Origin of the sequence: Amycolatopsis coloradensis (assembly GCF_001953865.1) — a bacterium.
Lineage (GTDB): Bacteria > Actinomycetota > Actinomycetes > Mycobacteriales > Pseudonocardiaceae > Amycolatopsis > Amycolatopsis coloradensis.
Genome location: NZ_MQUQ01000010.1, coordinates 57,434 through 74,107 on the forward strand (window position 1 = coordinate 57,434; position 16,674 = coordinate 74,107).

Annotated in this window: 19 protein-coding genes; 15 read left to right on the top strand and 4 right to left on the bottom strand. The window is 67.8% G+C overall.

Annotated features, from left to right (window positions below; genetic code table 11):
* Positions 1-28 precede the first annotated feature (28 nt).
* The 4 genes from BS329_RS18435 (at position 29) to BS329_RS18450 (ending at position 2,483) form a co-directional block, all read left to right on the top strand.
* Positions 29-394 (top strand): F0F1 ATP synthase subunit epsilon, encoded by a 366-nt coding sequence (locus tag BS329_RS18435; RefSeq protein WP_007028324.1) that lies wholly within the window; start codon positions 29-31, stop codon positions 392-394.
* Positions 395-419: 25 nt separating this feature from the next.
* Positions 420-854, top strand: coding sequence for a DUF2550 domain-containing protein (locus tag BS329_RS18440; protein WP_076162420.1), 435 nt, complete (start codon positions 420-422; stop codon positions 852-854).
* Between the two features lie 75 nt (positions 855-929).
* Positions 930-2,165, top strand: a complete 1,236-nt coding sequence (aroA, locus tag BS329_RS18445; protein ID WP_076162422.1) for a 3-phosphoshikimate 1-carboxyvinyltransferase — start codon at positions 930-932, stop codon at positions 2,163-2,165.
* A gap of 165 nt (positions 2,166-2,330) precedes the next feature.
* Positions 2,331-2,483 (top strand): hypothetical protein, encoded by a 153-nt coding sequence (locus BS329_RS18450; RefSeq protein ID WP_244197212.1) that lies wholly within the window; start codon positions 2,331-2,333, stop codon positions 2,481-2,483.
* Positions 2,484-2,565: 82 nt separating this feature from the next.
* Here BS329_RS18450 and BS329_RS18455 read toward each other — a convergent pair whose 3' ends face one another.
* Positions 2,566-3,138 carry a cob(I)yrinic acid a,c-diamide adenosyltransferase gene (locus tag BS329_RS18455; RefSeq protein ID WP_076162424.1) on the bottom strand — a complete coding sequence of 191 codons (573 nt, stop codon included), beginning with the start codon at positions 3,136-3,138 and terminating at the stop codon, positions 2,566-2,568.
* A gap of 62 nt (positions 3,139-3,200) precedes the next feature.
* Between BS329_RS18455 and murA the strand changes: the two genes are divergently transcribed.
* Positions 3,201-4,475 (top strand): UDP-N-acetylglucosamine 1-carboxyvinyltransferase, encoded by a 1,275-nt coding sequence (murA, locus tag BS329_RS18460; protein ID WP_076162426.1) that lies wholly within the window; start codon positions 3,201-3,203, stop codon positions 4,473-4,475.
* On the opposite strand, the gene BS329_RS18465 is transcribed toward murA, so the two are convergent.
* Complete coding sequence (locus BS329_RS18465) at positions 4,472-5,098, bottom strand: LysE family translocator (protein WP_076162804.1); 627 nt, start codon at positions 5,096-5,098, stop codon at positions 4,472-4,474. The two genes, murA and BS329_RS18465, sit on opposite strands and share 4 nt — an antisense overlap.
* Before the next feature lie 212 nt (positions 5,099-5,310).
* On the opposite strand from BS329_RS18465, the gene BS329_RS18470 reads away from it, so the two are divergent.
* The 6 genes from BS329_RS18470 to ehuA all read left to right on the top strand — a co-directional run bounded on the left by BS329_RS18470 (position 5,311) and on the right by ehuA (position 11,136).
* The gene (locus tag BS329_RS18470) at positions 5,311-5,877 is read left to right on the top strand and encodes a YdbT family protein (RefSeq protein ID WP_076162428.1); all 567 of its coding nucleotides are present in this window, start codon (positions 5,311-5,313) and stop codon (positions 5,875-5,877) included.
* A gap of 89 nt (positions 5,878-5,966) precedes the next feature.
* Entirely contained in the window at positions 5,967-7,988 is a 2,022-nt protein-coding gene (locus BS329_RS18475; RefSeq protein WP_076162430.1) for a protein meaA, read from the top strand.
* Positions 7,989-8,105: 117 nt separating this feature from the next.
* Complete coding sequence (gene ehuB, locus BS329_RS18480; protein WP_076162432.1) at positions 8,106-8,999, top strand: ectoine/hydroxyectoine ABC transporter substrate-binding protein EhuB; 894 nt, start codon at positions 8,106-8,108, stop codon at positions 8,997-8,999.
* 13 nt (positions 9,000-9,012) lie between these two features.
* The gene (gene ehuC / locus BS329_RS18485) at positions 9,013-9,708 is read left to right on the top strand and encodes an ectoine/hydroxyectoine ABC transporter permease subunit EhuC (protein WP_076162434.1); all 696 of its coding nucleotides are present in this window, start codon (positions 9,013-9,015) and stop codon (positions 9,706-9,708) included.
* Positions 9,708-10,364, top strand: coding sequence for an ectoine/hydroxyectoine ABC transporter permease subunit EhuD (ehuD, locus tag BS329_RS18490; RefSeq protein WP_076162436.1), 657 nt, complete (start codon positions 9,708-9,710; stop codon positions 10,362-10,364). Before ehuC ends, ehuD begins: the two co-directional genes overlap by 1 nt.
* 7 nt (positions 10,365-10,371) lie before the next feature.
* Positions 10,372-11,136: an ectoine/hydroxyectoine ABC transporter ATP-binding protein EhuA gene (gene ehuA / locus BS329_RS18495; RefSeq protein WP_076162438.1), complete on the top strand. Its 765-nt coding sequence runs from the start codon at positions 10,372-10,374 to the stop codon at positions 11,134-11,136.
* A 137-nt stretch (positions 11,137-11,273) separates the two neighbouring features.
* Here the strand turns inward: ehuA and BS329_RS18500 are convergent, their stop codons facing one another.
* Positions 11,274-11,837 carry a cysteine hydrolase family protein gene (locus BS329_RS18500; protein WP_076162440.1) on the bottom strand — a complete coding sequence of 188 codons (564 nt, stop codon included), beginning with the start codon at positions 11,835-11,837 and terminating at the stop codon, positions 11,274-11,276.
* Positions 11,838-11,908: 71 nt separating this feature from the next.
* Here BS329_RS18500 and BS329_RS18505 point away from each other — a divergent pair, with 71 nt between their 5' ends.
* Complete coding sequence (locus BS329_RS18505; RefSeq protein ID WP_076162442.1) at positions 11,909-12,895, top strand: GlxA family transcriptional regulator; 987 nt, start codon at positions 11,909-11,911, stop codon at positions 12,893-12,895.
* On the top strand, positions 12,868-13,641 hold the full coding sequence (locus tag BS329_RS18510) for an enoyl-CoA hydratase-related protein (protein ID WP_076162444.1): 774 nt from the start codon (positions 12,868-12,870) through the stop codon (positions 13,639-13,641). Before BS329_RS18505 ends, BS329_RS18510 begins: the two co-directional genes overlap by 28 nt.
* Positions 13,642-13,644: 3 nt before the next feature.
* On the opposite strand, the gene BS329_RS18515 is transcribed toward BS329_RS18510, so the two are convergent.
* Positions 13,645-14,190 carry an NUDIX domain-containing protein gene (locus BS329_RS18515; RefSeq protein WP_076162446.1) on the bottom strand — a complete coding sequence of 182 codons (546 nt, stop codon included), beginning with the start codon at positions 14,188-14,190 and terminating at the stop codon, positions 13,645-13,647.
* Between the two features lie 37 nt (positions 14,191-14,227).
* On the opposite strand from BS329_RS18515, the gene nucS reads away from it, so the two are divergent.
* Together nucS and BS329_RS18525 are read left to right on the top strand one after the other, a co-directional pair.
* The gene (gene nucS, locus BS329_RS18520; RefSeq protein ID WP_076162448.1) at positions 14,228-14,887 is read left to right on the top strand and encodes an endonuclease NucS; all 660 of its coding nucleotides are present in this window, start codon (positions 14,228-14,230) and stop codon (positions 14,885-14,887) included.
* Between the two features lie 823 nt (positions 14,888-15,710).
* On the top strand, positions 15,711-16,673 hold the full coding sequence (locus tag BS329_RS18525) for a patatin-like phospholipase family protein (RefSeq protein WP_076162450.1): 963 nt from the start codon (positions 15,711-15,713) through the stop codon (positions 16,671-16,673).
* Position 16,674: the final 1 nt, after the last annotated feature.

Here is a 16,674-nt window from a genome sequence, read left to right on the forward strand (position 1 = left end):
GCCAGCACCTGAGGTGAAGGGAAGCTACGTGGCTGAGATTTCTGTCGAGCTGGTAGCCGTCGAGCGCCGTCTCTGGTCCGGTACCGCCACGTTCGTGGTGGCCCAGACCACCGAGGGCGAGATCGGCATCATGGCCGGTCACGAGCCGGTTTTGGGCCAGCTCGTCGAGGGTGGCGTCGTGAAGGTGACGACGACGGACGGCGAGACCGTGACCGCCGCGGTGCACGGCGGGTTCCTGTCGGTCACCGCGACCGGCGTGAGCATTCTCGCCGAGAGCGCTGAGCTTTCGCACGAGATCGACGTCGATGCGGCCAAGAAGGCGTTGAGCGGCGAAGACGAGCAAGAGCGGGCTAGGGCGACCGCCCAGCTCCGCGCGGCCGGTCAGTCGGTCTGACCGGGAATCGGGCAGGGGCCGGGCCGTGGAAATCGCCGTGGGTGTTCTCGGGGCCCTGACCATCCTGGCCGTCGTCGCGGCCTGGTATTCGTTGCGGTGGGTCCGGATGCGCCGCGGTGGTGGCGTGAGCGTCGCGCTGCGGTGGCGTCCGGACGAGGCGCGGTCCAGTTGGCATCTGGGGCTGGGCCGCTACGAGGGCGACGAGTTCGTCTGGTTTCGGGTGTGGAGCCTGCGGACCGGCCCGGACCGGGTGTTCCAACGGGCGAGTATGGAGATCGCGGACCGGCGCGATCCTTCCGGCACGGAGGCGTACGCCGTCCCCGACGGCTCGATCGTCCTGCGGTGTGAGTCGGCCACCCAGGAGGCGATCGAGATCGCGATGGGCCCCGGCGCCCTCACCGGTTTCCTCTCCTGGCTCGAGTCGGCCCCACCCGGCCGCCGCCTCCCGCGCGCTTCCTGAGTTACGCCCCCAATCACGCGTGTTGCGCCTCTGATCACGCGAGTTCGCCGTTCCGGCACGCCGTATGCTCACGCGGTGACCATCGTCGACATCCCCGGTTCGAAGTCGATCACCGCCCGAGGCCTGTTCCTCGCGGCCGCCGCCCACGGCACGACCGTGTTGAGCAAGCCGCTGCGTTCGGATGACTCCGAGGGCTTCGCCGAAGGCCTCCTCAAGCTCGGCTACCAGGTCTCCCGCACTGACGGGGAGTGGACGATCGACGGCAGGCCTGAGGGTCCCGCCGTCGACAACGCCGACGTCTTCTGCCGCGACGGCGCCACCACCGCCCGCTTCCTGCCCGCACTGGCCGCCGCCGGTCACGGCACCTTCCGGTTCGACGCTTCCGGGCAGATGCGCGCCCGCCCGCTGGGGCCGCTCACCGACGCGCTGCTGGATCTGGGCGTCGACCTCACCTTCGAAGGCGCGCCGGGCCACCATCCGCTGGTGGTGCGGGCCGCCGGGATCAAGGGCGGGGGCCTGACGCTGGACGCCGGGCTGTCGTCGCAGTTCCTGACCGCGTTGCTGCTGGTCGGCCCGCTGACCACGGAGGGATTGCGGATCACCGTCACCGACCTGGTTTCGGTGCCCTACGTCGAGATCACCATCGCGATGATGCGGCGCTTCGGCGTCGAGGTCGTCCGGGAGGGTGACACGTTCCTCGTGCCACCCACGCCGTACCGCGCTTGCCACTACGAGATCGAGCCCGACGCTTCGACGTCGAGCTACTTCTTCGCCGCTGCGGCGTCGACCGGGCGTTCGGTGACGATCCCGGGTCTCGGCGCCGGGGCCCTGCAAGGCGACTTGGGGTTCGTCGAGGTGCTGCGGCAGATGGGCGCGGACGTCGAGGTGGGGGCGGACGCGGTGACCGTGACCGGGACCGGCGGGCTGCGCGGCGTCACGGTGAACATGCGCGACATCTCCGACACCGTGCCGACGCTCGCCGCCATCGCGCCGTTCGCGGACGGGCCAGTGCGGATCGAGGACGTCTACAACACGCGGATCAAGGAATGCGACCGGCTCGCGGCGTGCGAAGAGAACCTGCGCGCGATGGGCGTTCCGGTGGAGACCGGACGGGACTGGATCGAGATCCAGCCCGCTTCGCCTTCGGGGGCGCTCGTGAAATGCCGCCGGGATCACCGGATCGCGATGGCGTTCAGCGTCACGGGGCTGCGTACGCCGGGAATCACGCTGGATGATCCGGGATGCGTGAAGAAGACCTTCCCTGGCTTCCATGACGCGCTCGCCGTGCTTCGGGCTTCCTGGGGGCTGTGACCCACTCACGCAATTAGTCCTCTAGTTGCGGTCGTGGGAAGGGGGTCACGCAGGGGTAAGCGCACCGGCGTTGTCGCGCCCCAGCATCTCCGAAGCGAACATGAGATCTTCACCGACCGGCATTTCTACCGGGCTTCGCACGTGATCCACGTCTATTCTCGGCGTATGACTCAGAGCGAGGACGCGAACCGCTGGAGCCACCTTCCCGAGTCCGTGTCCCTGGAGGACACGATCACGATGAAGGCGATCGACCCGGGCAAGGACGGCACGCCCGACGTCGACCTCGAGCGCTATTGGGCGACACGGGAACAGGGCTGAACCCCGCCCCGTCACGCACTTCGGCACCTGCTTGCGGTACTTGCAACACGCAACGATCGCGATCAGGTGCCGAATCGCGTCGTCAGGAGGCGCCACCCGGCTGCCACAGGATGTCGCCGTCCGGATTCGCCAGCCGCGACAGGATGAACAGCAGATCCGAAAGCCGGTTCAGGTACTTGATCGCCAGCTGATTGGTCGTGGCCTGTTCGGCCTCGTACAGCGCCCAGCCGGAGCGCTCGGCCCGGCGCGCGACCGTGCGGGCCTGGTGCAGGAACGCCGCCCCCGGGGTGCCACCCGGCAGGATGAACGACGTCAGCTTCGGCACGCGTTCGTTGAACTGGTCGCACCAGCCTTCCAGCCGTTCGATGTACCGCTCGGTGATGCGCAGCGGCTCGTACGGCGGGTTCTCCACGATCGGCGCGCACAGGTCCGCGCCGACGTCGAAGAGATCGTTCTGGATCCCACGCAGGACATCGGCGATTTCGCCGGGCAGACCGCCCATCGCGAGCGCGAGCCCGATGACGGAGTTGGCTTCGTCGACGTCGGCGTACGCGGCCAGCCGCGGCGACGTCTTCGGCACGCGGGAGCCGTCGCCGAGTGCCGTGGTGCCGTTGTCGCCGACCTTCGTGTAAACGCGGTTGATGCGAACGACCATGAAGCCGACTCTACCCGGCCCGGCGTAAGGCAAATCCGGGTGAGAGGGCATGATTGGCGCCCATGAGTGAGCACTTCGACGTGCACGGCGGAGCACGGCTGGTCGGCGAGGTCGACGTGGTCGGGGCGAAGAACAGCGTCCTGAAACTGATGGCCGCGGCCCTGTTGGCCGAGGGTACGACGACCATCACGAACTGCCCCCAGATCCTGGACGTCCCGCTGATGGGCGACGTCCTGCGCAGTGTCGGCTGCGACGTCGTCATCGACGGCGACACCGCCAAGATCACCACTCCGGCCGAACTGTCGCACCGGGCCGATTCGGCCGCGATGGGCAAGCTGCGCGCGTCGGTGTGCGTGCTCGGCCCGCTGGTCGGACGGCTCAAACAGGCCGTCGTGGCGCTGCCGGGCGGTGACGCCATCGGCTCCCGGCCGCTGGACATGCACCAGAACGGCCTGCGCAAGCTGGGCGCCACCAGCACCATCGAGCACGGCTGCGTCGTGGCGAAGGCCGACGGCCTGCGCGGCGCGCAGATTTGGCTGGACTTCCCGAGTGTCGGCGCCACCGAGAACATCCTGATGGCCGCCGTGCTCGCCGAGGGCACCACGGTCATCGACAACGCCGCGCGCGAGCCCGAGATCGTCGACATCTGCACGATGCTGACCGAGATGGGCGCGAAGGTCGAAGGCGCCGGCACCTCGACCCTCACCGTCGAGGGCGTCGAGAAGCTGCATCCCACCGAGCATCGCGTGATCGGCGACCGGATCGTGGGCGCGACCTGGGCGTTCGCCGCCGCGATGACGCGGGGCGACCTGACCGTCCGCGGGGTCAACCCGCATTACCTCGACCTCGTCCTGGACAAGCTCCGCCTGGCGGGTGCCGAGGTCGAAACGTTCGGCGACAAGGGTTTCCGCATCGTCCAGACCGAGCGCCCGAAGGCGGTCGACTGGGTGACGCTGCCGTACCCCGGCTTCGCGACCGACTTGCAGCCGTTCGCGGTGGCGCTGTCGGCGGTGTCCGAGGGCACCTCGATGATCACCGAAAACATCTACGAGGCCCGGTTCCGGTTCATCGAAGAAATGATGCGGCTTTCCGGCGACGCCCGCACCGACGGGCACCACGCCGTCGTCCGCGGCGTGGAGAAGCTCTCCAGCGCCCCGGTATGGGCGGCGGACATCCGCGCCGGCGCCGGGCTGGTGCTGGCCGGATTGTGCGCGGACGGCGTCACCGAGGTCTGGGACGTCTTCCACATCGACCGCGGCTACCCGCATTTCGTGGAGAACCTGAACCGGCTCGGCGCGCGGATCGAGCGCGTTTCGGGCGAACCCGACCGGGCCTAAGCTTCGAGCACGAGCGCGGCGCCGAAACCGACCAGCGCGGTTCCGGTGACGCCGTCGAGCGCGCGGCGGACCTTGCGTCGTTCCAGCCAGGTCCGCACGCGGTGCACGAAGAACAGCAGTGTCATCAGCCAGAGCGTGCCCAGCACCGCGACCGTGTAGGCGAGCAGCAGCGCGTCCCACGCCGAGGTCGTCACCGGGTCGAGGAACTGCGGCAGCACCGACAGGTACAGCACGAGAACCTTCGGGTTGGTGATGTTGGAGAGGAAGCCCTCGCGGAAGCGGCGGAATCCGCTCGCCTGCTGCTGTTTCGCCGCCGCGACGCCGGAGTAGTCGCCTCGCCACGCGCCGCGCAGCGCCTGGAAACCGAGGAAGACCAGATAGGCGGCGCCGACCCACTTGAGCGTCACGAACACCGGCTGCGACTGCGCGATGAGGACGCCGAGGCCGAGCGCGGCGGCGGTGCCCTGGACGGAGTTGGCCACGAAGATCCCGGCCGTCGCCAGCAGCCCGCCGCGGGTGCCGCCGGACAGCGAATTCTTGAGCATCACCATCGTGTCCGGCCCCGGTGCGAGCACGATCAGGACGACGATGAGCAGATAGCTGCTGTACGAACTCCAGGTCACGGTCGCCAACGCTAGATGCCGGACGCGGCCGAGTCTCGTGGATTTCGGTCACAGTCACGATTCCCCCGGCGAACGCCTGATCTGGGAAGGCGCGCCGCGTCCGCGACCTGATCACCACGGCGCGGCAACGCGGCCGATAAGCCCGTTCGGCCCGGAGGTAACCGACGAACGGACACTGTCGCCCGCCTCCCGGACGGGTAGGGTGCGATGCCATGCATGAGGGGCAGATCGACCTCCTTCCGGGTGAACGGGTCATCTGGGCCGGGACTCCGGTGCGCAGGCCCCTCTTCAACCCCGGTGACTACTTCAACGTCCCCTTCGGCCTGCTCTGGCTGGGCACCGTCACGGTTTTCTTCTTCTACAACCACGAAACGGCGTTCCACACGGCCGCCTGGGTCGTGCTCACCGTCGCCGGCGTGTTCCAACTCGTCGGCAGGCCGCTCATCAGGTACCTCAGGCTCGCCTCGACCACCTACGCCGTGACGGACGGCCGGGTCATCGTGACCAGTTCGCTGGTGCGCCGCAGGGAGGAGTTCGCGGCGCTTGCCGGGCTGGCGGATCCCGTCGTCACCCCGGGACCCGGAAGGACCGGGACGATCACGTTCGGCAGGCTCGGCGTGCTGGTGTGGGCGTCGGCGAACTTCGGCGCGGGCTCCGGGAAGGATCGCAAGCCGCCAGTCATCCTCGTGGGTATCAGTGAGGTGGCGAAGGTGCGGGAAAAGCTCGCGAAAGCCGTTGACGAGGCACGAAAGCGCCAGGACTCGGCCGCCGGAGAATAACCCGACTGTGTCCGATTCAACTGGGCGCGCCATGTTACCGGCCGGTATGCTCGGACGGTCGTCCGCTGTGTCCGACCCGGAGGTGCACCGTGCCCTATCCCACGGACCGTGAACGGGACCGCCCCTGGGTGATGCGGACCTACGCGGGCCACTCGTCCGCGGCCGCGTCCAACGAGCTCTACCGGCGCAACCTCGCCAAGGGGCAAACGGGCCTTTCCGTCGCCTTCGACCTGCCGACGCAGACCGGCTACGACCCGGACCACCAGCTCTCCAAGGGCGAAGTCGGCAAGGTCGGCGTCCCGGTCTCGCACCTCGGCGACATGCGGCGGCTCTTCGACGGCATCCCGCTCGCCGAGGCCAACACGTCGATGACGATCAACGCGCCCGCCATGTGGCTGCTGGCGCTCTACGTCTCCGTGGCGCGCGAGCAGGCCGAAGCCGAAGGCCGCGACGTGGACGAGGTGCTGGCCCGGCTCACCGGCACTACGCAGAACGACATCATCAAGGAATACCTCTCCCGAGGCACCTACATCTTCCCGCCGGGGCCGAGCCTCCGCCTGATCACCGACATGATCGCGTGGACCGTGCACCACGTCCCGAAGTGGAACCCGATCAACATCTGCAGCTACCACTTGCAGGAAGCCGGCGCGACGCCGACGCAAGAGGTCGCGTACGCGTTGTGCACCGCCATCGCCGTCCTCGACGCCGTCCGGGATTCCGGGCAGGTCGAGCAGGCCGACATGGCCAAGGTGGTCGCGCGGATCTCCTTCTTCGTCAACGCCGGGGTGCGTTTCGTCGAGGAGATGTCGAAGATGCGCGCGTTCACCGCGCTCTGGGACGAGATCACCCGGGATCGTTACAGCGTAACGGATCCGAAGGCGCGGCGGCTGCGCTACGGCGTGCAGGTCAACTCGCTCGGCCTGACCGAGGCCCAGCCGGAGAACAACGTCCAGCGCATCGTGCTGGAGATGCTCGCGGTCTCGCTTTCCCGTGGCGCCAGGGCCCGCGCGATCCAGTTGCCCGCCTGGAACGAGGCGCTCGGCCTGCCCCGGCCGTGGGATCAGCAGTGGGCGCTGCGGATGCAGCAGGTGCTCGCGTTCGAGACCGATCTGCTGGAGTACGAGGACATCTTCGACGGCTCGCACGTCATCCAGGCCAAGGTCGACGAGATCATGGCTGGCGCGCGCGAAGAGATCGCACGAGTGCAGGATCTCGGCGGCGCTGTCGCGGCTGTCGAGAGCGGCTACATGAAGTCCCAGCTCGTCGCCGCGCTCGCCGAACTGCGGCGTGGCATGGAGAACGGCGAGCGGATCCTGGTCGGCGTCAACAAGTTCGAGACCACCGAGCCTTCGCCGTTGCAGGCCGAAGGTGCCAAGGCGATCGAGACGATCGACCCGGCCGTCGAGAAGCAGGCCGTCAGCGCGATCGAAGAATGGCGGGCGCAGCGTGACACCGCGGCCGCCGAGTCGTCACTGGAAAAGCTGAAGGCCATCGCGAAGACCTCGGAGAACCTGTTCGAGGCCACGATCGACTGCGCCCGCGCCGGCGTCACCACCGGCGAATGGTCGGGGGCCCTGCGCGAGGTGTTCGGCGAATACCGCGCTCCCACCGGGGTTTCCGCGTCGGCGGCCGCGGGCGAGGGCAACGCGGAGATCCGCCGCGTACGCGACCGGGTCAAGGCGACGAACACCGAGATCGGCGAGCGGCTGCGGATCCTGGTCGGCAAACCCGGCCTCGACGGGCATTCCAACGGCGCCGAGCAGGTGGCCGTGCGGGCGCGCGACGTCGGTTTCGAGGTGGTGTACCAGGGCATCCGGCTCACGCCGGAACAGATTGTCGCGGCGGCGGTCCAGGAGGGCGTGCACGTGGTCGGGCTTTCGGTGCTCTCGGGGTCGCATCTCGAGGTCGTGCCGCAGGTCGTGGACGGGCTCCGGGCCGCGGGCGCGGGCGACATCCCGGTCATCGTCGGCGGCATCATCCCGCCCGACGACGAGAAACTCCTGCTGGACCGCGGGATCGCGAAGGTGTTCACGCCGAAGGACTACGAACTCACCGACATCATGGACGGAATTGTCGGTTTGGTGCGGGAGCGCCACGGCTTGAGCACGTAAAGTCACCGTAAATCTCGGTACCGTAACGGCGGCTGGCGGGGGAGTCACTCACATTGCCTGGGCTAAGGTACCCACCTACGTTTCGATTAAACCGATTAATCGAAAAGGGGTGCGGCTATGGCGCACGGCGAGTGGTCGAGGCGAGAATTCTTCCGGCGGTCGGCCGTTCTGGGGGCGGTGACGATCGGCGGTCCGGTGCTGTTGTCCGCGTGCACGTCGACGACCTCCGGAAACGCGTTGGAGGCGGCGAAAAGCTCCAAGAAGATCAAGATCGGTATCGCGAACGAAGCACCGTACGGTTTCACGGATCAAAGCGGCAAGGTCACCGGTGAGGCGCCGGAAGTCGCGCGTGCCGTCTTCAAGGCCATGGGCATCGACAACGTGGAAGCCGAAGCGGTCTCCTTCGACCAGTTGATCCCCGCGCTCAACGCCAGGAAGTACGACCTCGTGGCGGCCGGGATGAACATCAAGAAGGAACGGTGCGACGCCGCCGCGTTCTCGATCCCCGACTACTCGGCGCTGACGGCTTTGCTGGTGCCGAAGGGAAATCCGCAGCAGGTCCGGAAGTTCGAGGACATCGCCGCGAAGAAGATCAAGGTCGCCGTGCTCTCCGCCGCCGTCGAGAAGGGCTACGCCACCGATGCCGGGGTGGCCGAGGACCAGATCGTCACCCTCGATTCGCAGGACAACATGCTCCGCGCGGTCACCGACGGACGGGTCTACTGCGCCGCGCTGACCGACATCTCGCTCAAGGACGTCCTGGCGAAGAACGCCGGTGCCGCGGCGGAAGTGACGCCGGGCTTCGATCCGATCAAGAACGGGCAGCCGGTCGTCTCCGCCGGCGCGTTCGTCTTCCGCAAGGACGACAACCCACTGCGCGAGGCGTTCAACGCCGAACTCGGAAAGCTGCACGACAGCGGTGAGTGGACCAGGATCGTGACACCGTTCGGGTTCTCGGCGGACAACCTGCCGAAGGCCGACGTCACCACCGAGAAACTCTGCGCGGTGTAACGGGGCTGACGTCATGTCGTCGTCGGTATCGCATATCGTCACTTCCGTCCTCAGTGGACTGACCGCGACCGTAACCGCCGCGCTCGGCGGAATCGCGGTCACCGTCGTGCTCTCGTTGATCGCGGGCCTCGCGCTCCGATCACCGTCCAGGATCGTGCGGGGGATCTCCCGGGTCTACGTGGAGATCTTCCGCGGCACCTCGGAGGTCGTCCAGCTGTTCTGGCTGTACTTCGTCCTGCCGGTGCTGGTGGGTTTCCAGCTGGTCCCGATGTTCGCCGGCATCCTGGTGCTCGGGCTGAATCACGGCGCGTACGGCGCGGAGATCGTCCGCGGCGCGGTGAATTCCGTCCCGCGGGCGCAGTTCGAAGGCGCTGTCGCGCTCAACCTGACGCCTGCCCAGCGGATGCGGCGGGTGATCCTGCCGCAGGCGTTCGCGGAAATGCTGCCACCGTTCAACAACCTGTTCATCCAGTTGCTGAAGAGCACCGCCCTGCTCTCGTTCATCGCCGTCCCGGAGATGGCGCGGCAAGGTGAACTGCTGCGGCCGGTGTTCGGTTCCGAGATCGGCTGGATCTACGGCACCGAACTCGTGCTCTACCTCCTGATCGCGTTGCTGATCACCGGCGGGATGCGGGCGTTGGAGCGGGTCGCGGCGCGGCGCCTCGGCAGGTCTCCGGCGAAGATGACGGCCACGGCGGGGGGTGTCTGATGGACTGGAGCTGGGAAGCGGCGTTCGACTCGATTCCCTTGCTGCTGAAGGGTTTGCTCGTCACCGTCGAGATCACGCTGCTCGCCTCCGCCGTCGCCTACGCGCTCGGGCTGGTGTTCGCGCTGATCCGCCGCACGGGGATTCCCGTGCTGTCGCAGGCGGTCACGTTGTTCATCGAGTTCGTCCGCAGTACTCCGTTGCTGATCCAGGTGTTCGCGATCTACTACCTGGTTCCGCCGCTGACGGGGTTCACGATGTCGGCGTTCGTCACCGGTGTGGTGGCGCTCGGCGTGCATTACGCGACCTACTCGGCCGAGGTCTACCGCGCCGGGATCGAGGCTGTCCCGAAAGGACAGTGGGAGGCCGCGACCGCGCTGAATCTGCCACGGTCTCGGGTGTGGACGGCCGTTGTCCTGCCGCAGGCGGTCCCCCGGGTTCTGCCCGCGCTCGGCAACTACACGATCTCGTTGTTCAAGGAAACCCCGCTGCTCCTGGGGATCGGCGTCCTCGACGTGCTCAACCGGGCGAAAGAGGTCGGCGCCGAAACGTTCCGCGTCATCGAGCCGTACACCCTGGCCGGGGTGCTGTTCCTGCTGGTGAGCCTGCCGGCGTCGATTCTGGTGAGAAGGTTGGAGCGTCGTGCCGCCCACAGTTGATTCCCCGATGATCCGGTTCTCGCAGGTGGTCAAGTCCTACGGTGACCACGTCGTGCTGCGGGACCTCGATTTCACCGTCGCGCCGGGGGAGTTCGTCTCGCTGATCGGGCCGAGCGGGTCCGGGAAGACGACGATCCTGCGGCTGCTGATGACCCTGGAGCGGGTCGACGGCGGCACCATCGAGGTCTGCGGTGACTACCTGAGTCATCTGAAGCGCGGCGGGAAACTGGTGCCCGCGGACGAGAAGTACCTGCGGGCCGTGCGCAAACGGATCGGCATGGTGTTCCAGCAGTTCAACCTGTTCCCCAACATGAACGTGCTGCGCAACATCACCGAGGCGCCGATCCATTCGCTCGGCCTCGCCCGCGACGAGGCCGAGGCACGAGCGGTCGACCTGCTGGAGATGGTTGGGCTTGCGGACAAGAAGGACGCGCATCCCACGCGGCTTTCCGGCGGCCAGCAGCAGCGCGTCGCGATCGCACGGGCGCTCGCGATGCGGCCGGACGTGCTGCTGCTGGACGAGGTCACCTCGGCGCTGGACCCGGAACTGGTCGCGGACGTCCTGCGTGTGCTGCGCGAGATCGCCGCGTCGACCGACATCACGATCCTGTGCGTCACGCACGAGATGCAGTTCGCCCGCGACGTCTCGGACCGGGTGATGATGTTCGACCAGGGACAGGTGCTGGAGGACGCCGTGCCGGACAAGTTGTTCAACGATCCCGATCACGACCGGACACGGCGGTTCCTCAAGGCGGTGATCGACCGTGCCTGAGGGAGCACGGCGGCGGTGAGGCCGTCGGCCGGGTGGTCATAGATCTGGTCCCCAGTACGTGAAGGCCCCCTTCATTGCGCTAGGCGCAATGAAGGGGGCCTTCACGTACTGCAAGAGAGGTTGCTGCGGCCCCACTCTCAAAGGTTGCCGAGGATCTCCTTCGTCGAGGTGACCGTGGCGAACCCGCCGCCGTGCAGGTTCGTCGCGGTCGCCTTGGACAGCTCGTCGGCGGTGAGGACGCTCCCGTCCGGCCCTGCGAGGTCGAAGGTGAACGTGGCGTCGAGCGCGAAAGTGACGTCGTAGCCGAGGTTCCCGCCGACACGCGCGGTGGTCTCGCAGCAGAAGTTCGTCTGGATACCGGCGAGCACGAACGACGTGATGCCGCGTGTCTTCAGCCAGCCGTCGAGGTCGATGTCCCCGTGGAAGGCCGAGTTGACCTTCTTGCCGAACACCAGATCCGCGCGCACTCCGTCGAGTTCGGGCTTGAAGTGGTTGCCCTCCTGGCCGGGCTGGAGCGACGAGCCGGGCCGCACGGAGTCGTGATGCACCAGCACGATCGGCAGCCCGCGCTCTTGGTAGGCGTCGACGAGCGCCTTGATGTTGGCCTCCGCGCCGGGGTTGTTGCGTGGTCCCCAGACCGGCTTGTCGAAGCCTCGCTGGACGTCGATCACGAGCAGGGCCTTGGTGTTTTCAGTGGTCATGGCTTCGAGTTTCCTGTGATCCGCGGCCGGACGGGAGTGGCAGAAGAAGCGCGATGCGGTACTTTTCTGCCATGCGCATCGTGGGTGTTCTCCTCCTGCCGGGCAGCCGGGCCTTCGACCTGGGCGTGATCGGCGAGGTCTGGGGCGTGGACCGGGCCGACAGCGGCATCGGCCCGTTCGAGGTGCGCCTGTGCTCGTCGGGCCGGATGCCGGTCGCCAGCCATCCGTTCGGGTCGCTCGGGGCGACTCATGGGCTCAGCGGCCTCGACGGTTGCGATCTCGTCCTCGTGCCCGGCAGGGTCGATCCGCGTGCCGAGGTGCCGGCGGCCGCCGTCGCCGCGCTGCGCAAGGCACACCGGGCCGGAGTCACCGTGGCGTCACTGTGTTCCGGGGCCTTCACACTGGCCGCGGCCGGGCTGCTCGACGGCCGCTCGGTCACCACCCACTGGCGGCTGCTGGACGATCTCGAAGCCGCTGCCCGCGACGCCGTCGTCCAACGGGACGTCCTGTTCACCGACGAGGGTGACGTGCTGACGTCCGCCGGAGTGGTCGGCGGCCTGGACCTGTGCCTGCACCTGGTGCGGCGCGATCACGGCGCGGAGGTCGCGGCCGCGCTCGCCCGCCGTCTCGTGATGCCGCCCGCGCGGGAAGGCGGGCAACGGCAGTACGTCGACAACCCGTTGCCGCCCAAGCCGTCGCGACCGAGTGTTTCGTCCACAATGGACTGGGCGCTGGAGCGGATCGCCGACGACATCGGCGTCGACGACCTCGTCGGCCATGCCGGGCTGAGCGAGCGGACCTTCCATCGCGAGTTCGCGGCGGCCACCGGCGTGACGCCCGGGCGATGGCTGCGCGCGCAGCGGGTGCGGCTCGCGCGGCGGCTGCTGGAGACGACCGAACTGCCGGTGGAGCGGGTCGCGCGGCGCTCCGGCCTCGGCACGGCCGCCAACCTGCGGCGACGGCTGCGGGCCGACGTCGGCGTCGGCCCCGATTCGTATCGCCGCACGTTCCGGTCGGTTACCGTCGAAGCATGGCCGAGTACGAGCACATCCTCGTGAAACGTGACGGCGACACCGTCACCATCACCATGAACCGCGCCGCGCGGCGGAACTCGCTTTCGGCGGACCACCTCGCCGAACTGCTCGCGGCGTTCCGCGAGGCGGGGGAGACCGACGCCACCGGCATCGTCCTGGCGGGCGCCGGGCCGGTGTTCTCGGCGGGACACGACTTCGGCGACGTCGCCGCTCGCGACCTGGCGGGCGTGCGCGAGCTGCTGCGGCTGTGCACCGACTTGATGAGCACGATGCGGTCGGTGCCGCAGGTCGTCGTCGCGCGAGTGCACGGGCTCGCGACCGCGGCGGGCTGCCAGCTGGTGGCGACCTGCGATCTCGCCGTCGCCACCGAATCCGCCGGGTTCGCCCTGCCCGGCGGCAAGGGCGGCTGGTTCTGCCACACCCCCGCGGTCCCGGTCGCCCGGTCGATCGGGCGGAAACGGCTGATGGAACTGGCGCTCACCGGCGACGTCGTCGACGCGGCGACCGCGCTGGACTGGGGCCTGGTGAACCGCGTGGTTCCGGACGATTCGCTGGACGACGCCGTCGCTTCGCTGCTGGAGCGCGCGACGCGGGGCAGCCGGGCGAGCAAGGCGTTGGGGAAACAGACCCTGTACGCGCAACTGGACCGGCCCGAAGCCGACGCCTACGCGCTGGCGCTGGAGGTCATGGCTTCGGCGTCGCAGCTGCCCGGGGCGCGCGAGGGGATGGCGGCCTTCCTGGAAAAGCGTTCCCCGGTCTGGCCCGACTGACCCTTATCCGGAAACGCGTTCGCGCAGCAGCAGGAGCGTGTAGGCGGCCAGCGTCTGGGCGTCGGTGATGTCACCCGAGGTGATCATCTTCTCGAACTCGTCCCGCTCGAACCAGGCCGTCCGCATGTCCTGCTCCTCGATCTCACGCTGGGGTTCACCCTGAGTGAGGTCCGTGGCGAGGAACACGCGCCCGCGCTGACTCGACATCCCGGCGGCGACGTCGGTGCTGCCGAGGTCGGCCATCGACCCCGCGATCAGCCCGGTCTCCTCGCGGAGTTCGCGGGCGGCGAGCTCGGGCGGCGGGACGTCGGCGCGGCCGGGGGCGGTGCCCATCGGGAACTCCCAGCGCCGCAGGCCGAGCGGGTAGCGGAACTGCTCGACCAGGTGAAATCTGGCCCCGTCGAAAGGGATCACCACGGCGCAGGTGGGCTTGTCGACGACGGCGTAGATCCCTTCGGAACCATCGGGCCGCCGCACGGCGTCCTCGCGCACGGTCATCCAGTTGTTCCGGTACACCTCGCGCGAGCTGACACGCTGAATGGGGTCCATGCGACCAGTATCGCGATGCTTGTCCTACCCTCGCGGGGTGCGCTTAGTGATCGCTCGCTGCCAGGTCGACTACGCTGGCCGTCTGACCGCCCATCTGCCGATGGCCACCCGCCTGCTGCTGGTGAAGGCCGACGGCTCGGTGTCCGTGCACTCGGACGACCGCGCCTACAAGCCGCTGAACTGGATGAGCCCGCCGTGCTGGCTGATCGAGGACGGCAAGCTGTGGATCGTCGAGAACAAGCAGGGGGAGAAGCTCGTCATCACGATCGACGAGATCTTCCACGACCACGCCCAGGAACTCGGCGCGGAACCGGGCTTGCGGAAGGACGGCGTCGAGGCGCACCTGCAGGAACTGCTCGCCGAGCACATCAAGACCCTCGGTGACGGCTACACCCTGGTGCGGCGGGAGTTCCCGACCGCGATCGGGCCGGTCGACATCATGGCGCGTGACTCCTCGGGCGCCAGTGTCGCCGTGGAGATCAAACGGCGCGGCGAGATCGACGGCGTCGAGCAATTGACGCGGTACCTCGAACTGCTCAACCGCGACCCGCTGCTGGCGCCGGTGCAGGGCGTCTTCGCGGCGCAGATCATCAAACCGCAGGCGCGCGTGCTGGCCGAGGACCGGGGGATCCGGTGCCTGGTGCTGGATTACGACGCTCTGCGCGGCACCGACTCCGACGAGTTCCGCCTCTTCTGACCCCCTTCCTCTCTCGCGTTTCGTCCTCTAGTTGCGGTAGTTCGAGGGCGAACCACCGCAACTAGAGGACGAAACGCGGTGGATCACGGTGCGGAGAAGCGAGGGTCGTATCCCCACTGTGGCGTTGGGTGCGCTGGGTGCGCCAACGCCACATTGGGAGCGCCGGGCCCGGCCGGACCGTACGCAAGTAGTCGGCTACTTGCGTGGGGGCTCGGTGGTCTTGAAGGCCACCTTTGGGACGTTGCACGTCTTGAAGGTGGCCTTCAAGGCATCAGGCTGGGCTGGACCCAAGCAAGTAGTCGACTACTTGCGGCCGGGGCACACGCGAGGCCGCGCGCACCCAATGCCGCATTGGGTGCACCCAATGCACCCAACGCACCCAACGTGGCATTGGGTGCACCCCAATGCACCCAATGGCGCATTGGGCGCACCCAACGCGCCCAATGTGGCATTGGGGGCACCCGCGGCCAGCCACCACTCGCGGCCACTCGGACCGGCGGACGACCGCGCCCCTCGCGTTTCGTCCTCTGGTTGCGGTAGTTGCACGCGCAACCACCGCAACCAGAGGACGAAACGCGAGGGGCGCGGTGAACAGTCGATATCCAATCGAGTCCTGCGTTTTGTATCTGCATTCTTTACCGCGCCACAGGATGCCCTAAAGGGCGGCGGGAATTAACGAACTCGGCTACTTCGGCAAAAGAACCAGCTATTTATGGGTCATTCGGGTGAACGGCGGATTCCTCTGTCTCGCGCTGTGTCACACTCGATTTCCGCGAGGGGTACCACCGACATCCGGTGGTCGTGGGTGCAGGGGTGACAAGCCATGAATGATTCCGAAAAGCGCGTCGACCTGGTGTTGGAAGGCGGCGGCGTCAAAGGTGTCGGGTTGCTCGGCGCGGTGCTGGAGTTGCACGAAGCCGGTTACTCGTTTCCCCGGATCGCCGGGACGAGCGCGGGCGCGATCGTCGCGACGCTGGTGGCCGCTTATCAGAAGGCCGGGAAGGATCTCGGCGACCTGGAAGCGGTGATGAACGACTTGGACTGCCTCCGGTTCCAGGATCAGTCCCTGCTCGACAAGGTCACCGGCGTGATCGGTGACGGCGTCGATTTGATCCTGCACGACGGGATGCACTCCGGTGACTATCTCGCCGAATGGCTCGCGCCGTTGCTGGACGAGGTCGGCGTGCGTACTTTCGCCGATCTCGCCATCGACGATCCCGAAGGTACCTTGCTTCCCTACCAACGGTATTCCCTTGTCGTCCACGTCAGTGACCTGACCCGCCGCGCGCTCGTCCGGTTGCCTTGGGATTATTCCCAGTACGGCCGCGATCCCGGTGCGGAAAAGATCGTCGACGCCGTTCGCGCGTCGATGTCCATTCCGCTCTACTTCCGGCCGGTGCAGTTCGACGTCCGCCCGGAGGGCACCGTCACCTGGGTCGACGGCGGTCTGCTGTCGAACTTCCCGATCACCGTCTTCGACCGGACCGATGCGAAGCCCGCGCGCTGGCCGACCTGGGGCATCAAGCTTTCCGGGGAACCCGTCGGCGGCAAGGACGAACCGGTGAAGAGCGCGTTGCGGATCGCCATCGGTTCGCTCGAAACCCTGATGTCGGACTGGAATCGTTACCGGTTGCACGAGGAAGGTGTGAACCGGCGGACCGTGTACGTCGACACGACCGGAGTCTCCGCCGTCGACTTCGGGCTCGGTGAAGAGGCGAAGAAGCACCTCTTCGAAAACGGGCGGGAGGCCGCGCGGCGGTTTCTGGAAAAGATCGTGCCGCAGTGAA

Bases quoted from the DNA above. Each gene is read 5' to 3' on its own strand.
- murA (WP_076162426.1), top strand. From the start codon at position 3,201: ATGAGTGAGCACTTCGACGTGCACGGCGGAGCACGGCTGGTCGGCGAG.
- BS329_RS18525 (WP_076162450.1), top strand. From the start codon at position 15,711: ATGAATGATTCCGAAAAGCGCGTCGACCTGGTGTTGGAAGGCGGCGGC.
- BS329_RS18450 (WP_244197212.1), top strand. From the start codon at position 2,331: ATGACTCAGAGCGAGGACGCGAACCGCTGGAGCCACCTTCCCGAGTCC.
- BS329_RS18455 (WP_076162424.1), bottom strand. From the start codon at position 3,138: ATGGTCGTTCGCATCAACCGCGTTTACACGAAGGTCGGCGACAACGGC.
- BS329_RS18470 (WP_076162428.1), top strand. From the start codon at position 5,311: ATGCATGAGGGGCAGATCGACCTCCTTCCGGGTGAACGGGTCATCTGG.
- ehuA (WP_076162438.1), top strand. From the start codon at position 10,372: ATGATCCGGTTCTCGCAGGTGGTCAAGTCCTACGGTGACCACGTCGTG.
- ehuC (WP_076162434.1), top strand. From the start codon at position 9,013: ATGTCGTCGTCGGTATCGCATATCGTCACTTCCGTCCTCAGTGGACTG.
- BS329_RS18505 (WP_076162442.1), top strand. From the start codon at position 11,909: ATGCGCATCGTGGGTGTTCTCCTCCTGCCGGGCAGCCGGGCCTTCGAC.
- ehuB (WP_076162432.1), top strand. From the start codon at position 8,106: ATGGCGCACGGCGAGTGGTCGAGGCGAGAATTCTTCCGGCGGTCGGCC.
- ehuD (WP_076162436.1), top strand. From the start codon at position 9,708: ATGGACTGGAGCTGGGAAGCGGCGTTCGACTCGATTCCCTTGCTGCTG.
- BS329_RS18510 (WP_076162444.1), top strand. From the start codon at position 12,868: ATGGCCGAGTACGAGCACATCCTCGTGAAACGTGACGGCGACACCGTC.
- BS329_RS18515 (WP_076162446.1), bottom strand. From the start codon at position 14,190: ATGGACCCCATTCAGCGTGTCAGCTCGCGCGAGGTGTACCGGAACAAC.
- BS329_RS18500 (WP_076162440.1), bottom strand. From the start codon at position 11,837: ATGACCACTGAAAACACCAAGGCCCTGCTCGTGATCGACGTCCAGCGA.